We start from the raw sequence: 14,179 nt of genomic DNA, 5'->3' as shown, positions 1-14,179 counted from the left end.
TACTAAGGAGGCGTGATGGTGGCAGTGGTGCGCTTCGGCGAGCTCGGCGGTCCCGAGGTCATGCGACTCGAAGACCTCGACGTGGGCGAGCCCGGGCCGGGCGAGGTGCGGCTGCGGGTCGAGGCGATCGGTGTGAACCGGGCCGAGGCGCTTTTCCGTGCGGGCGTGTACATCGAGCAGGTCGAGAGCTTCCCCGCGCGGCTCGGCACGGAGTCGGCGGGCGTCGTCGAGGCCGTCGGAGCCGACGTCGAGGGCTTCGCCGTCGGCGACGCGGTGAGCAGTGTTCCCGGCTTCTCCCAGAACCGGTACGGGGTCTACGGCGAGGCGGCGATCGTCCCCGCCTGGGCGTTGCTGCACCGACCCGCGGGCATGGACGCCGTGACCGGCGCGGCCGTCTGGATGCCCTACCTGACCGCGTATGGGGCGCTCGTCGAGGTCGGCGGACTGCGACCCGGCGACGTCGTGGCGCTCAACGCCGCCTCCAGCGGCGTCGGCCTGGCCGCGATCCAGACGATCAACCGCGCCGGCGCCACGCCGATCGCGATAACCCGTAACAGCGCGAAGAAGGAGCGCCTGCTCGCCGAAGGCGCCGCCGAGGTCATCGTCGCCGACGAGGAGGACGTCGCCGCGCGGATCCGCGCCCTGACCGGCGGTCGCGGCGCCGAGTTCGTCTTCGACGCCGTCGCCGGCCCCGGCGTCGAGGATCTCGCCCGCGCCGTCGCCCCCGGCGGCACGCACCTTCTCTACGGCGCCCTCAGCGGCGAACCGACGCCATACCCCGGCTTCACCCTGGGGATGCCGGCGCTCAACATGCGCACCTACACCGTCCTGGAGACCACAAGGGACCCCGAGCGCCTCCGCCGCGCCGCCGCCTACGTCACCAGCGGCCTGCGCGCAGGCGCGTTCCGCCCGGTCGTCGACCGGACGTTCCCGCTCGGCGAGGTCGTCGAGGCCCACCGATACGTCGAGCGTGGCGGACAGGTGGGGAAGATCGTGCTGACGACGTAGCCGCCGGGTGGTTGGCGGGGGCGCCGGGCTCGCCTACGGGCGACACCTCGGGGTTCCCCCCGACCCCCGTCTACTCCGCCGGGCGGCCTCCCCAACCCCGGCGGAGTACGGCATCGCCCTCGCCGGATCCCCTGGAGCACCGCAAGAGCGGCGATCATGCCGCACCGGGCGTCGACCGGCCCTTCTGGACGGCGGCGCCTACGCCCGTTGCGGTAGAACGAGAGCAGCTCGCGGCTGTACGCCGACACCTGCCTGCGCCGGAAGCATTCCGGGCATGACCGACACCAAGTTCCAGCGCTACGGCGCCCTCGCGGGAGTCGCGGTCGTCGCGCTGTTCACCGCGAGCACCTACCTCACCTCCGGCACGGGACCGCTGCCCGGCGAAGGGACCGGCGCCGAGATCGCCGAGTACCTCCGCGGCAACGGCGGTGCCCTCAAACTCCAGGCCACCCTCCAGACCGCGTCCGTTCTCGCCTTACTCTTCTTCGTCGTCCTCACCGCCAGCCGGCTGACCGCTCCCTTCCGGCAGCTCGCCGTCGCCGGCGGCGTGCTCGCCGCCGCGACGACCACCGTCTCGGCCGCCGTCACGGCCGTCATGGCACAGGACGCCGTGATCGCCGAGGAGAGCCTGCTTCCGGCCCTCCAGTGGCTCGGCTTCCTCACCGGCGGGCCCGGGCACGCGCTCTGGTTCGCGCCGCTGCTCATCGGACTCGGCCTCGGCGCCCGCCGGGCGGGCCTGCTCCCGGGCTGGCTCGGCGTCGCCGGAGCCGTCCTCGGCGCCATGGCCTCCCTGTCGGTCGTCTCGATCGCCGTCTTCTACGCCAGCGCCGCCATTCCGCTCGGCCGCTACGGCAGCTTCCTGTGGATCCTGCTGGCCGTGCCCTTCCTCGTCCGCCGCTCACGAAACGCCTAGGAGTCACCATGTCCGACCCACGTCTCGACCGCCGACACCTGCTCGGGCTCGCCGCCGCCGTGGCCGCCGCGAGCGGCGCCGCCCTCATCCCGTCCGCCGCCTCCGCCTCCGGGCGCGATCCCATCGCCGCCTGGCTCGACCGCCATGCCGTCCCCTTGTCCCGTCTCGACGCCGGGGGTGAACTCGACGACCTGCGCGCGCTGCGCGGGATCGTCGGCGCCGCGACGATCGTGGGGCTCGGCGAGCCCTCGCACGGCGGCCGCGAACTCTTCACCCTGCGGCACCGGGCCCTGCGCTTCCTGGTGGAGCGCATGGGTTTCCGCACCATCGCCTTCGAGGAGACCTTCGGCAACGGCCGGGTGATGGACGCCTACATCGCCGGCGGCCCCGGAGACGCCCGCGCGATCGCCGCCGAGGCCGGTGCCCCGTGGGCCAGCGAGTCGATGGCGTCGCTGCTGGTCTGGCTGCGCGCCTTCAACCGCCACCTGCCCGACGACGAGCGCGTGCGCTTCCTCGGCACCGACCTGGTCCAGTTGCGGCAGCTGAACTTCGACGAGCTGACCGCGTACGTCACCGAAGTCGCGCCGGATTCCCTGGCGGAGCTGGAGAGTCACCTCGGGCCGGCCGGGATGCACGGTGTGGGCAGCGGCCAGGTCAAATGGTTCCTGGAGCTGCCCGCCGAGGAGAAGGCGGCCGTCCTCGCACACGCCCGCGCGGCCCACGACCTCGTCATGGCCCTCCCCGAACAATCCACTGTGGACGGCCACGTCGCACGCCAGCACGCGCGCGTCGTCCAGGGCTTCTACGAGTACTACTCCACGGGCGACCGGGCCATGCGTGACACGTTCATGGCCGACTCGATCGACCGGTGGCTCGGCCTGACCGGCGGCAAAGCCGTCTACTGGGGAGCGAACGTCCACACGGCGACCTTCCCCGAGGTCACCTATACGATCCCGCCGCGCCCGACGGTGAGCCACGCGGGCACCGGCGCGCACCTGCGCGCCCGGCACGGCCGCGGCTACGTCTCGATCGGCGTCGTCTTCGACCACGGCGAGCTCTACGTCGGCTGGGAAACGGGATCCCCGCGCCCGTACGCGATCCCCGCACCCCGCGAGGGCACCACCGACGAGATCCTGAGCCGCGCCACGCGCCCGAACTACCTCGTCGACCTGCGTTCCCCCGCGTCCGGCCCGGTCGCGGTCTGGCTCGACTCGCCCGTCGAGTTCCGCGGTGTGAACTCGGCGTACTACCCCGAACGTGACGCCGAGTACACGCTCAAGGCGGCGCGGCTGTCGGCGGGTTTCGAGGCGCTGATGGTGATCTGCCGGACCGCGGCGTACGTGCCGGCGGCGAGCTGATGCGACCGGGATCCGCTGTGGGGCGGTGGATCCCGGTCTTTCAGGCGCCGGTCGTGCCGTCGATGCGTTGCCGGAGCAGGTCGGCGTGGCCGCAGTGCCTGGCGTACTCGGCGATCATGTGGCTGTAGCACCATCGCAGCGACATCTCGCCCCATGTGTCGCTGACGAAGACCGCGTCGAGCGACAGCCCGCGGACCGCCTCGCGCGCCGAGTCCTGCTCGGCCGACAGCCGCGCGAGCTCGGCTTCGGCGTGCGCCGGGTCGGCCTCGTCGAAGGCGGCGGAAGGGTGCTCCTCCCGCCAGTACACGCTCGGGCACTCCCGGCCACCGAAGCGGCGCACGAACCAGGTCCGCTCGACGTCGGTCACATGCCGCACGAGCCCCAGTAGTGACAGATCCGAAGGCGGACAGGCCTTCTCGGCGAGCCGCCGGCCCGTCAGGCCCGTGCACTTGAGCAGTAGTGAGGCGCGCTGCCAGTCGAGGAAGCCGTCGAGCATCGCGCGTTCCCCACCGACGAAGGGCTCGTCAACGCGGACTACCGGTGGAGCGGTCCAAGCGGTCATCGGCCCATCATGGCCGGAAAGTGTCCCATCCACTATGTACCGTCCACCATGGCCAGTGCGTGGGTTGTTCCCCGTCGGCGCCGCCCCGCACTTGGGCGCCGACCGGCTACGGTGCGGGCATGTTCCTGGTGAAGGTGACCTACACGGCGCCCCTCGGCGAGGTCGACGCCTGGCGTCCCGCGCACGGTGACTGGCTGCGCGAACTCCTCGGCCGGCGGCTGCTGCTCCTCGCGGGAAGACGGGTTCCCCTGACCGGCGGCGTCTACCTCGCGCCGGACATGCCCGCCGACGCGCTCGAAGGACTGCTGGCCACCGATCCCTACGTCGTCAACGGCGTGGCCGCGCACGAAGTCGTCGCGTTCACCCCGCTGATGGCGGCCGAGGGGCTGGAGGGCCTGCTGGAGCCGACGGGCTAGTGCCAGGGCCCGGCGCCGCGGCCGGGATCGTTGTGGGGGACCGGATGCCGCGGTTGGTACAGCCCGACCTCGCCGCCCCCGGGCAGCCGGATGCCGGTGAGGAGGCCCCACCCCTGGTCGGTGACCGGTCCGGTGAAGGCGACGCCCTTGGCGGTGAGGTCGGTGACGGTCGCCTCCACGTCGTCGCACATGAGGAAGAGCTCGTGCGAGGCGCCCTCCGCCGGATGCACCGCCACCTCGCCCGGCGGCAGGGCGAAGATCAGCCACCCGCCCCCGGCGTCGACGTGCGGGAAGCGCAGGACGTCGCGCAGGAACGCGCGATCGGCCTCGGCGTCGGTGCTGTGGACGATGACGTGGGCGCCGGTGATCATGGTGGGCTCCTCGGTGTCGGTTCATCCCTGAGGGTATGCCCGAGCGGACGGCCCCCACCTGCGGTTTCGTCCGGACGGCGCTGGACCGCGCTCGTCGAGGTCAAGACAGCAGCGCGCCATCCGGCTCCCGAAAGCGATGGGAACACCGGCGATCACGGCCGACCTGCGCGCGGGCTCGGTCACCTGCCACGGGTGCGCCGGCTCGTACGGCATGCCGCCGCCGGCCTTCGGGTCGAGGCGTTCGTGGCCCACGGGCGCGGCTCGGTCGCCGCCGGGCTGCTTCGCGACGTGCGCCCGACGTGGCAGGGGAACTGCGGGTCGCACTGACGCGACCGGTCGGTCCCGAGCGCGGACGGGGCCGGGGTTCGTTCATCGACTCGGTGACCGAACCCGTTCCCGATACGCCGGCCGTGGAGACACCGGGACCGGCCGCGGGCTAACCCCGCGCCCGCCACTGTTCGATGAAGTCCTTGAGGCCGTCGGCGAGAATCGGCAGTCGCGGCACCAGCGACAGCACGGAAATGAGCAGCAGCATCCGCGCGGAGTTCATCGCGGTGAGCACGCGCTCGTCGGGTGCCCGCATCCCCAGTTCTGCCGCGCGGGTGGTGTAGGCGGCGACGGCTTCGGGAGACAGGTGGGCGAGGTCGAGTTCGATGGGGCCGCGGCAGACCAGTTCGAAGTCGGCGTCGACGACGCCTTCCGGTGTCTCCATGGCGTTGTAGCTGGGGGCGTCGCCGTGGACGGGCTGGATCGGGACGTGGGGGAACTCCGCGGCGAAGCCCTCGGGGGTGAGGATCGGCGCGAGCTCGTCCCATTCGTCGAGAGCGCGGGCCAGGTCGTCGGGGTGGAGGAGCTCGGGGTGGTCGCGGAGGAAGTCGAAGCCGGCCGGGACGTCGCCGAGGAAGGTGAGGAAACCGAGTTCGCCGGGGTAGTCGCGCATGGCCAGGTGGAGATCGGCGACGCGGTCGGCGTGGGCGTTCCAGTCCTGTTCGGCGGGCGGGCGGTGGTCGACCCATTCCCAGAAGGTCATCGAGAAGCCGTCGTGGGCCACCGGTTCGGCCGGGACGAGTGGGCTGGGGCCGGCGACGGGGTGCCCTTTCGCGCGCAGCCAGGCGAGCACGTCGAGTTCGCGCTTCTGTTGCAGCGCTTGACCTTCCGGTGTCGTGCCGCGTGGAAGGACGGTGGGGACGCGGACCACGACGGGGGATGGCGCCAGGTGGACCACGACGGAGAAGATGTCGTGCAGCACGACCGGCTCGGCGACGTCCAGCCCCAGGTCGCGGCCCGCCCCGACGGCGGCGGCGAGGGCGCGGGCGGTGCGGTCGGGGTCGGTGGATCCACTCATCCGGTCAGGTTACCGGCGTTCACCTCAACGCAACCCAGGAGCGCACATGATCGTCGAAATCCGCACCTACCGCCTCAAGCCCGGTACCGGACCGGAGTTCGCCCGCCTCATGGCCGAGGAGGCGCGGCCGCTGCTGGCCGACGCGGGCATCCGGGTCGTCGACAGTGGACTGTCCCTTGTGGCCGAAAACGGGCACGAGGAGGCCTACCTGATCCGCGCCTTCGCCTCCGTCGAGGAGCGCGACGCGCTGGAGGACGCCTTCTACGGCGGCGAGACCTGGCGGAACGGCCCGCGTGCGGCGGTCCTGGCCTGCATCGAGAGTTACCACACGATCGTCCTCGACGGGGGCGTGCTGGGCGGGACCGGCTGTCGGGCCGAGGAGGACGCCGACGGGGAGGCCCGGGCGCACGGTGACTCCTGAGGCGACTGTTTGTTCCAGCGGCCACCATGTGTGACCATGGGCCGATGGACCCCGAGACCCCGGACATGTGCCGAAGCGCCGCCGGCAAGCAGCAGCCCGAGGCGTGCACCGTCCGCGAGGTGCTCGACCGCGTCGGCGGCAAGTGGAGCATCAGCATCATCGTCGAGGCGAGCAACGGCCCGGTGCGCTTCACCGAACTGGAGCGCCGCGTCGAGGGCATCAGCCGCCGGATGCTCACCTTGAACCTGCGCAACCTGGAACGCGACGGCCTGCTCACCCGCGTCGTCTACCCGACCGTGCCGCCCAAGGTCGAGTACGAGACGACGCCCATGGCGCGCGAACTCTACGCCTCGCTGGTCATGCTCACGACCTGGGCCGAACGGCACGGCGCCGAGATCGCCGAGGCGCGGGTCCGCTACGACGCCGAGGCCGCGATCGCGGTGGCGTAAGCGGAGTGTCGCAATCCCGTCCACCGTGGACGGTCGGCCATGATGTCCCCATGACCCTCACCGTTGACGAGGCCGGCGCGATCCTGGCCGGCAACTTCGCCCCCTGGGTGCTCGATCTCGGCCTCACCGTCGCCGCCGTCGACAGCACCCGCGCGGTCCTGCGACTGCCCTGGTCGGCAAAGCTGGCAAGGGAAGGCGGCGCGCTGTCGGGCCAGGCCATCATGGCCGCCGCCGACACCGCGACCGTCATCGCCGTCTCGGCCGCGTCCGGCGGCTACCGGCCCATGACGACCGTGCAGCAGTCGGTGACCTTCCGCCGTCCCGTCGTCGACGCCGACAGCCTCTTCACCGCCCGCATCGGGAAACTGGGCCGCAGCATGGCGTTCGTCGACATCGACGTGACCCTCGCCGACACGAGTACCCAGGTCGCGCAGGCGTCCACCGTGTACGCGCTCCTCGGTTGAGGCTCGGCGCACCGAAACGGAGTCGCTCCGGCGGCGGCGGGCGAACCGTACGCCGCCAAAGCGTCAAGACTCCTTACCCTTACCGGGTAAGTAATGCGGCGACCGGAGATCCGGTGCGACGGCACAACCGGCTACCATCTGGCGACACGCGCAACTCGCTCCAGATTGGACAAAGGCCCCCGTGTCGAATCATCCGACGACGCCGCGGACACGCCTCGAAGCGGAGCTGCGGGCCCGGTCCTGGGGGAGAGAACGGGCACTACAGCTCCTGCACCGCAAGGCCAGGGAACTCGGCCTCCACGGTTTCACCCTCGGCCTGCGCCAGTTCGACCGCTACCTCGCCGCCGAGTCGACCAGTACGCGCCCGATGACCGCCGAGGCGATGCGCGGCCTCTTCGGCCTCCCCGTCGACGTCCTCCTCGGCCCGCCCGGCGACATCGCCGGCGAACCCGAGCCGCCGTCCTCACCGCCCGTCGCCGAACAGGCCGCCGGTGACGCCTCCCGCGACCACGCCCTCTCCTTCGCCACCGCCGAGATCCCCGCCACCCTCATCGAGCAGCTCCGCGCCGAGGTCCGCCGCCACGCCCGCGACTACGCCCACCTCGCCCCCGTGCTCCTCCTCCCGCGCCTCCTGCGCACCCGCGACCTCGCCTACCGCGCCCTCGCCACCACCCGCCGCCCCCGCCACGTCGCCGAACTCCTCGCCGTCAGCGGCCAGGTCTGCGGCCTCGCCGCCACCACCAGCTTCGACCTCGGGCACGCCGACGCCGCCGACGACCACGCCCGCGCCGCCTGGACCTACGCCGAACTCGCCGACCACGACGGCCTCAAGTCCTGGGTCCGCGGCACCCGCGCCACCATCGCCTTCTGGGGCAGGCGTCCGCGAGAGGCCCTCGACCACGTCGACGCCGGACTGCGCCACGCCACCGGCGACACCGCCCGCCGCCTGCACGGCATCGCCGCCCGCGCCTACGCCCTCATCGGTTCCGGACGCGAAGCCGTCGGCGCCGTCCATGCCGCCAACGCCGCCGTCGGCACCGACCTCCTCGCCCAGGAACTCGGCGGCGAGTTCGGCTTCACCCCCGCCCGCCTGGCGATGTGCACCGCCGCGGTCCACCTCGCCCTCGGCGACGGCGACGCCGCCGCCCGTGGCGCCCAGCAGGCCATCGACCTCTACGAACGCACCCCGGAAGGCCAGCGCCGCTTCGGGATCCGCTACGGCGCCGGCATGGACCTGGCCGCCGCCCGCGTCCTCCAGGGCGAACTCGACGCCGTACCCGGCGCCCTCAACCCCGCCCTCGACCTCGACCCCGCCCGCCGCACCGCCCGTCTCACCTCGCGACTCGGCGCGATCCGCAGCCGGCTCTCGGTGCCGCGCTTCAAGAACAGCGCCACCGCCTTCGACGTTCGCGCCGCCATCGACGAGTTCACCGCCGGAGCGCTGCCTCGGACGGGCGCGCGATGAACCGGGCAGCTTACACGCGACGACCGTGCCCGCAGTTGCGTTCCACCCCCAGAAGGCAGGCGCCCGCCCGGAAATGACAGCCCCATGTCATGTCGCGTACGTGCACCAGAGGCGACCCTGAAGAGCGCGTGATTTTCGCACGCGGTCGGGGGCGTCGGTGATCAAAGCTTCGTAGGAGGAACCGCTGAAGATCACGCGGAAGGTCGGCGTTCTCGTCACCGTCCCACTCATCACCGCCATCGCGTTCGCCGCACTGGCCGTGGCCACCACCGCCGGCGACGCCATCGAGGCCGGGCGCCTGCGCTCGCTGGTCGTGCTGAGCTCGTCGGTCGGGAACCTGTCGCACCTGTTGCAGGCGGAGCGCTCCTCGGCCGTCGAGGCCCTCCTGGGCTCACAGGCCAGCGCCGGTGACATCTTCCTCGCCGACACCAAGATGACCGACGAGGCCGCCACGTCCTACCTCGGCGAACGTGCCACGGTGACCGAGACGCCCGCCGACATCACCGCTCTCCTCGACCGCGTCGAACGTCAGCTCGACCAGCTGCCCACGCTGCGCGAGCAGGTCGTCGCCGGTACCGTCGCCGCCTCGGCTACGGCGTTCCGCTACCAGATCATCATCGGCGACCTCGTCACCTTCCGCGAGTCCATCGCGCAGGTCGGCGGCGCCGAAGGCGAGGTCGCCGACCAGATCCGCGCCGCCGCGGCCCTCGCCAACGCCGCCGAGTACGCCGGTGCCGAACGCACCACCGTGCAGCGCGCCCTCGACCGCGGCCGCCTCCTCCCCGCCGCCCAGCAGGAGATCACCGCCGACCACAGCGGCTACATCGCCGCCATGCGGGAGTTCAACGACCTCGCCACCGCCGAATGGCGCGGCTGGGTCGAGCAGTCCATGTCGGGCATGGAGGCCGTCCAGGCTCAGATCGCCGAAGACGACGTCGCCCGCACCAAACCCGGCCAGCGCCTCGTGACGCAGCCGGTGTACTGGTCGCAGGCCATGAACGCCCGCCTCGCGCACCTCCACCTCATCCAGGACCTCGTCGACAAGGACGTCATCGACGAGGTCACCGAACTGCGCGACGCCCAGCGCCTCTGGGCCGGGCTTCAGGCCGGTGCCGTGCTCGTCACCGTCGCCCTCGCGCTGTGGCTCGCCGTGCGCCTCGGCCGTCCGGTCGTGCGCGGCCTGCGCCGCCTGCGCGACGCCGCCCACCGCGTCGCCGCCGTCGACCTCCCCGACGCCGTCGCCAAGCTCAACGACGGCGACTCCCTCGGCGACCGCACCCCCGACCAGTTCGCCGCCGACCAGACCGCGCTGCTCCCCGCGAAGGGCTCCGACGAACTCGCCGAGGTCGCCCGCGCGTTCAACGCCGTGCACACCGAGGCCGTGCGGGTCGCCGCCGAACAGGCCGTGCTGCGACTGCACATCGCGCGCATGTTCGTCGAACTCGCCCGTCGCGGGAACTCCCTCACCGGCCGCCTCACCAAGGCCCTCGACGAGGCCGAGAGCCGCGAGGAGAACCCGGAGTGGCTGGAGCGGCTGTTCGCCTTCGACCACATGGTCACGCTGCTGTCCCGCCGCAACAACAGCCTCCTCGTCCTCGGTGGTTCCTCGCCCGCGCAGGCCCGTGTCCGCGACGAACCCGTCGCCGACGTCCTCAAGGCCGCGCAGGGCCAGGTCGAGCACTACACGCGCGTCCACTTCGCGGGCCTCGCCGAAGGCGTGGCGGTCAAGGCGAAACTCGTCGACGAGATGGTCATCCTGCTCGCCGAGCTCGTCGACAACGCCACCCGCTTCTCCCAGCACGTCACGGTCTCGGCCAGCGGCCTCGCCGACCGCACGATCATCCAGATCAGCGACGACGGCATCGGCATCGACCCGCCCCAGCGCGAGACGCTCAACGGCCGCCTCGCCTACCCGCGCCTGGACCTCGACGCCCTGCACAGCATGGGCATGACCGTGGTCGGCACGATCGCGCTGCGCCACGGCATCACCGTGGAGCTGCGCGCCAACGAGCCGAAGGGCACGATCGCCGAGGTGACCGTGCCGGCGTCGATGCTGTCGAAGGAGCAGCCGCGCGAGCAGCAGGACTCCTCGGCGCCGGCGCCGCTGTTCCAGCGCAGCGAGCGCGACGTGCCCGACGAGGCGGAGACCACCGCCGAGGTCGAGACCGACGAGACGCCCGTCCCGACGCTGCTGTTCTCCGGGACGGGAAGCCCCGGCGAGCGCAACGAACCGACGAGCGTCGACACCGTCGAGGTCCCGATCCCCGCCGTGGAGCCCGTCGCCGAGCCGACGCGGGCCTTCAGCGCGTGGCGCGAAGAGGAACCCGCGGCACCGGCCGTCGAGGAACGCGCCGACGGCTACTCCGCGCCCCTGGGCGCGCCGACACAGCGCATCGACGGGCCCCCGCTGCCGACCCGCCGCCCCAGCCCGCACCCGCATCCCAGGCCCCAGCCGGTCACCGAGACCGAGCCGGAGGTCACCGAGGTCGCGCCCGCCGAGGCCACCGGGATCCTGTCCACGGGAGGACTCTTCGGGGCACCGGCCGTCACCCGCGACGACGCCGACAGCCCGTCGGCCTCACCCGCGCAGGGCTTCTTCAACGCGCGTTCGGCGGCGGCGGAGGACACGGCCCCGATGAGCGGCGGCCTGTTCGACAAACCGGCGACGCCCGAGCCGCCGGTTCGCGCCGCCGACCCCGAGCCCGCTTCCGGGGGACTGCCGAAACGCGACCGCCCCGAAGCGGCGCCGGAGGAGACCCCCGAACCCGTGACCGCGTCCGACCCCGACCAGGGGCGGACGCCGGGAACCACGACGCTCACCGACCAGGAGACCGTCGCGCTCCCCATGATCTCGCCCGTCCCTCAGCAGCGGCAACCCGCCGAGGACGGCTGGACCGACATCAGTCAGGCGGCCAGCGCGCTGCTCACCCCGTCGGTCTCCGAACTTCCCCGCCGTGCGCCCATGGCGCACCTGGTGCCCGGTGGTCTGCCCGACGACCAGGGCGCGACGACGGTGCCCACCCCGCAGCAGAGCGACTACCGGGACCCCGACTCCGTCGGGGCGACCTTCGCCGCCTACGCCCGGGGCACGTCAACCGACAAAAAGACCATGTCCATGACAACGACCGATCGAGAGCCAGACAGTGACCGAGCTTGACCTGGATTTCCTGCTCAACGACTTCGTCGCGCGCGTGCCCGACGTGACGCACACGCTCGCGGTGTCCGCCGACGGCCTCCTCATCGCGCGCAACAACGCCCTCGGCGAGGACGACGCCGACCGACTCGCCGCGGTCGCCTCCGGCCTGGTCAGTCTTCTGCACAGCGCCTCCAAATCCCTCCAGGCCGGACGGGTGATCTCCAACCTCACCGAGATGGACGGCGGTTACCTGTCGACCATGTCGGTGTCCAGCGGCGCCTGCCTCGTCGCGCTCATCAGCAGAGACGGTGACCTGGGCCAGGTCGGGCACGAACTGACCAAGCTCATCAACCAGGTCGGCCCCGCCCTCACCCCGGGCGCCCGGCCGACGCTCCTCCCGCACCAGTCCGCGCCGACCCCCTGAGGTGCGGAGATGGCCTCCCGCGTGAGCGGCCGTGGTGCTGCCCTGCACCGGTTGTGCGGCCGGGGACGGGTGAAGACGCCCGCCTCCGTCGGCAAGCTCGTCGTGGTGGGCGGTCCCGCCACCGGTAAGTCGACGCTCATCAACACCGTCTCCGACGTGGGCACGGTCGCCGCCGAGGCGGCCGTGTCGGCGTCGCCGACACGGGGGACGACGGTCGCCATGGACTTCGGGCGCATCACCGTCGACAACGAGTACGTGTACCTGTTCGGGACCCCCGGGCAGCCGCGGTTCCGCTTCATGTGGGACCGCCTCGCCCACGGCGCGGGCGGGGCGGTCCTCGTGGCCGACCCGCGCCGGATCGCCGACAGCGCCCCCGCGCGGGCCTACCTCACCCGGCGCGGGCTTCCCTTCGTGGTGTTGGTGAACCGCTTCGACGACGCGCCCGTGCCCCCACCCCGGCGCGTCCGCAGCGACCTGGGCGTCACCCCCGCCGTGCGTGTCCTGTCCTGCGACGCGCGCGTCCGCCCGGCGGCACTGCGCGCGCTCGCCTCCACGCTGGCGCACTTCAGGTCCGGGTCCCGGACCGCCACCGCTTCCGTTCCGCCGCACCCCCGCGACTTCAGGTGCGGTCATCCCCTCACACCCCCCACTTCCCGGGAGCACCCATGAGAACCCGCGTGAGAACCCTCGTGGCCGTCACGACAGCCGCCCTTGTCGGCGTGACGGCCACCGCCTGCACCGGCGGTGACGAGGGCGGATCCGGCGATGTCACGATCGGCTTCGTCGCGTCCCTGTCGGGCACCTACCAGACCGTCGGCGAGGACATGCGCGACGGTTTCCAGCTCTACCTCGACACCCACGGCGGGAAGTTCGGCGGGCGCACCGTGGACCTGCGCGTCGCCGACGAGGGCGACGGGCCCGCGACGGCCACGCCCGCTGCCGAACGCCTCGTGCAGCAGGACGAGGTCGACGCCCTCGCCGGGATCGTCGGCGGCGGCTCCTACGCGGCCATCGCCGCCCTGGCGCAGGAGAACGAGCTGCCCCTCGTCGGCGCCAACGGCCGCCCGGACCTCCCCGACAACTCCTGGCTGTGGCACACCAGCTACATCTCCGACGAGCCCGGCATCGCCATCGCGCCCTACGTGAAGGACAACGTCGACGGCCCCGTCTACGCCATCGGCCCCGACTACCAGGGCGGGCACGACGAGCTGCGCGGCTTCGTCGACACCTACACGCAACTCGGCGGGGTCCTGGCCAACCCCGACGGCGAGACGAAGTGGACGCCCTTCCCGCAGACCACCGACTTCCTGCCCTACCTCAACGAGATCGCGATGACCGGCGCCAAGGCCGTCTACTGCTTCTACGCCGGTAAGGCCGCCGTCGACTTCGTCAAGCAGTACGCCCAGTCCGACGCCGCCGACATCCCGCTGTACGGCGCGTTCCTCACCGAGGGCGCGGTCCTGGCCGCCCAGGGCGACGCCGCCGAGGGCATCCGCAACGTCCTCAACTACAGCCCCGACCTCGACAACCCCGCCAACCGGACCTTCGTCGCCGAGTGGAGCGCGAAGTTCCCGCGCCAGCCCACGACCTTCGCGATGGCCTCATACGACGCCGCCGCCGTCCTCGACCGGGCCATCGCCACGATCCCCGAGGACCAGGAGGTCACCTCCGCGGCCATCAACGACGCCATCAGCGGTCTCGGCGTGATCGACAGCCCGCGCGGGACCTGGCAGTTCAACCCGACGACGCACTCGCCGATCCAGCGCTGGTACCTCCGGCAGGTCGCCAAGGACGGCGAGATGTTGTCGAACATGCTGATCGAGGACCTGGCGACCGTCGGCAACTGA

15 protein-coding genes are annotated in these 14,179 nt (G+C 72.2%); 12 read left to right on the top strand and 3 right to left on the bottom strand.

The window, feature by feature from the left end; all coding sequences use genetic code 11:
• The first annotated feature begins 15 nt into the window (after positions 1–15).
• From HNR73_RS25395 to HNR73_RS25385, 3 genes are all read left to right on the top strand, one after another.
• Positions 16–1,008, top strand: coding sequence for a zinc-dependent alcohol dehydrogenase family protein (locus tag HNR73_RS25395; protein WP_184790139.1), 993 nt, complete (start codon positions 16–18; stop codon positions 1,006–1,008).
• A 274-nt stretch (positions 1,009–1,282) separates the two neighbouring features.
• Complete coding sequence (locus HNR73_RS25390; protein WP_184790138.1) at positions 1,283–1,921, top strand: hypothetical protein; 639 nt, start codon at positions 1,283–1,285, stop codon at positions 1,919–1,921.
• A gap of 8 nt (positions 1,922–1,929) precedes the next feature.
• Entirely contained in the window at positions 1,930–3,279 is a 1,350-nt protein-coding gene (locus tag HNR73_RS25385; RefSeq protein ID WP_184790137.1) for an erythromycin esterase family protein, read from the top strand.
• Between the two features lie 40 nt (positions 3,280–3,319).
• Here the strand turns inward: HNR73_RS25385 and HNR73_RS25380 are convergent, their stop codons facing one another.
• Positions 3,320–3,841: a DinB family protein gene (locus HNR73_RS25380; RefSeq protein WP_184790136.1), complete on the bottom strand. Its 522-nt coding sequence runs from the start codon at positions 3,839–3,841 to the stop codon at positions 3,320–3,322.
• Positions 3,842–3,960: 119 nt separating this feature from the next.
• Here HNR73_RS25380 and HNR73_RS25375 point away from each other — a divergent pair, with 119 nt between their 5' ends.
• Complete coding sequence (locus tag HNR73_RS25375) at positions 3,961–4,257, top strand: YciI family protein (protein ID WP_184790135.1); 297 nt, start codon at positions 3,961–3,963, stop codon at positions 4,255–4,257.
• Here the strand turns inward: HNR73_RS25375 and HNR73_RS25370 are convergent.
• Both HNR73_RS25370 and HNR73_RS25365 read right to left on the bottom strand, forming a co-directional pair.
• Positions 4,254–4,628, bottom strand: a complete 375-nt coding sequence (locus HNR73_RS25370) for a VOC family protein (RefSeq protein WP_184790134.1) — start codon at positions 4,626–4,628, stop codon at positions 4,254–4,256. The two genes, HNR73_RS25375 and HNR73_RS25370, sit on opposite strands and share 4 nt — an antisense overlap.
• A 436-nt stretch (positions 4,629–5,064) precedes the next feature.
• On the bottom strand, positions 5,065–5,973 hold the full coding sequence (locus HNR73_RS25365) for an aminoglycoside phosphotransferase/kinase family protein (protein WP_184790133.1): 909 nt from the start codon (positions 5,971–5,973) through the stop codon (positions 5,065–5,067).
• A gap of 46 nt (positions 5,974–6,019) precedes the next feature.
• On the opposite strand from HNR73_RS25365, the gene HNR73_RS25360 reads away from it, so the two are divergent.
• From HNR73_RS25360 to HNR73_RS25325, 8 genes are all read left to right on the top strand, one after another.
• The gene (locus HNR73_RS25360; protein WP_184790132.1) at positions 6,020–6,394 is read left to right on the top strand and encodes an NIPSNAP family protein; all 375 of its coding nucleotides are present in this window, start codon (positions 6,020–6,022) and stop codon (positions 6,392–6,394) included.
• 44 nt (positions 6,395–6,438) lie between these two features.
• Positions 6,439–6,843: a winged helix-turn-helix transcriptional regulator gene (locus HNR73_RS25355; protein ID WP_203686799.1), complete on the top strand. Its 405-nt coding sequence runs from the start codon at positions 6,439–6,441 to the stop codon at positions 6,841–6,843.
• Positions 6,844–6,893: 50 nt separating this feature from the next.
• Positions 6,894–7,307, top strand: a complete 414-nt coding sequence (locus HNR73_RS25350; RefSeq protein ID WP_184790131.1) for a PaaI family thioesterase — start codon at positions 6,894–6,896, stop codon at positions 7,305–7,307.
• A gap of 181 nt (positions 7,308–7,488) precedes the next feature.
• Positions 7,489–8,772 (top strand): NsdA family TPR-like regulatory protein, encoded by a 1,284-nt coding sequence (locus tag HNR73_RS25345; RefSeq protein ID WP_184790130.1) that lies wholly within the window; start codon positions 7,489–7,491, stop codon positions 8,770–8,772.
• 259 nt (positions 8,773–9,031) lie between these two features.
• Complete coding sequence (locus HNR73_RS25340; RefSeq protein WP_184790129.1) at positions 9,032–11,929, top strand: sensor histidine kinase; 2,898 nt, start codon at positions 9,032–9,034, stop codon at positions 11,927–11,929.
• Complete coding sequence (locus HNR73_RS25335; protein ID WP_184790128.1) at positions 11,916–12,332, top strand: roadblock/LC7 domain-containing protein; 417 nt, start codon at positions 11,916–11,918, stop codon at positions 12,330–12,332. The genes HNR73_RS25340 and HNR73_RS25335 overlap by 14 nt, the downstream gene beginning before the upstream one ends.
• Before the next feature lie 9 nt (positions 12,333–12,341).
• Positions 12,342–13,001, top strand: a complete 660-nt coding sequence (locus HNR73_RS25330; RefSeq protein ID WP_184790127.1) for a GTP-binding protein — start codon at positions 12,342–12,344, stop codon at positions 12,999–13,001.
• Positions 12,998–14,179, top strand: coding sequence for an ABC transporter substrate-binding protein (locus HNR73_RS25325; RefSeq protein ID WP_184790126.1), 1,182 nt, complete (start codon positions 12,998–13,000; stop codon positions 14,177–14,179). Before HNR73_RS25330 ends, HNR73_RS25325 begins: the two co-directional genes overlap by 4 nt.

Source organism: Phytomonospora endophytica (genome assembly GCF_014202425.1).
Lineage (GTDB): Bacteria > Actinomycetota > Actinomycetes > Mycobacteriales > Micromonosporaceae > Phytomonospora > Phytomonospora endophytica.
The sequence above is the reverse complement of the archived record's forward strand: the minus strand, read 5'-3'. Positions and strand labels throughout refer to the sequence as shown.

Excerpts from the sequence above, each read along its gene's own strand:
- HNR73_RS25370 (WP_184790134.1), bottom strand. The coding sequence starts at position 4,628 with ATGATCACCGGCGCCCACGTCATCGTCCACAGCACCGACGCCGAGGCC.
- HNR73_RS25395 (WP_184790139.1), top strand. The coding sequence starts at position 16 with ATGGTGGCAGTGGTGCGCTTCGGCGAGCTCGGCGGTCCCGAGGTCATG.
- HNR73_RS25325 (WP_184790126.1), top strand. The coding sequence starts at position 12,998 with ATGAGAACCCGCGTGAGAACCCTCGTGGCCGTCACGACAGCCGCCCTT.
- HNR73_RS25380 (WP_184790136.1), bottom strand. The coding sequence starts at position 3,841 with ATGACCGCTTGGACCGCTCCACCGGTAGTCCGCGTTGACGAGCCCTTC.
- HNR73_RS25360 (WP_184790132.1), top strand. The coding sequence starts at position 6,020 with ATGATCGTCGAAATCCGCACCTACCGCCTCAAGCCCGGTACCGGACCG.
- HNR73_RS25390 (WP_184790138.1), top strand. The coding sequence starts at position 1,283 with ATGACCGACACCAAGTTCCAGCGCTACGGCGCCCTCGCGGGAGTCGCG.
- HNR73_RS25385 (WP_184790137.1), top strand. The coding sequence starts at position 1,930 with ATGTCCGACCCACGTCTCGACCGCCGACACCTGCTCGGGCTCGCCGCC.
- HNR73_RS25330 (WP_184790127.1), top strand. The coding sequence starts at position 12,342 with ATGGCCTCCCGCGTGAGCGGCCGTGGTGCTGCCCTGCACCGGTTGTGC.
- HNR73_RS25375 (WP_184790135.1), top strand. The coding sequence starts at position 3,961 with ATGTTCCTGGTGAAGGTGACCTACACGGCGCCCCTCGGCGAGGTCGAC.
- HNR73_RS25350 (WP_184790131.1), top strand. The coding sequence starts at position 6,894 with ATGACCCTCACCGTTGACGAGGCCGGCGCGATCCTGGCCGGCAACTTC.
- HNR73_RS25355 (WP_203686799.1), top strand. The coding sequence starts at position 6,439 with ATGGACCCCGAGACCCCGGACATGTGCCGAAGCGCCGCCGGCAAGCAG.
- HNR73_RS25365 (WP_184790133.1), bottom strand. The coding sequence starts at position 5,973 with ATGAGTGGATCCACCGACCCCGACCGCACCGCCCGCGCCCTCGCCGCC.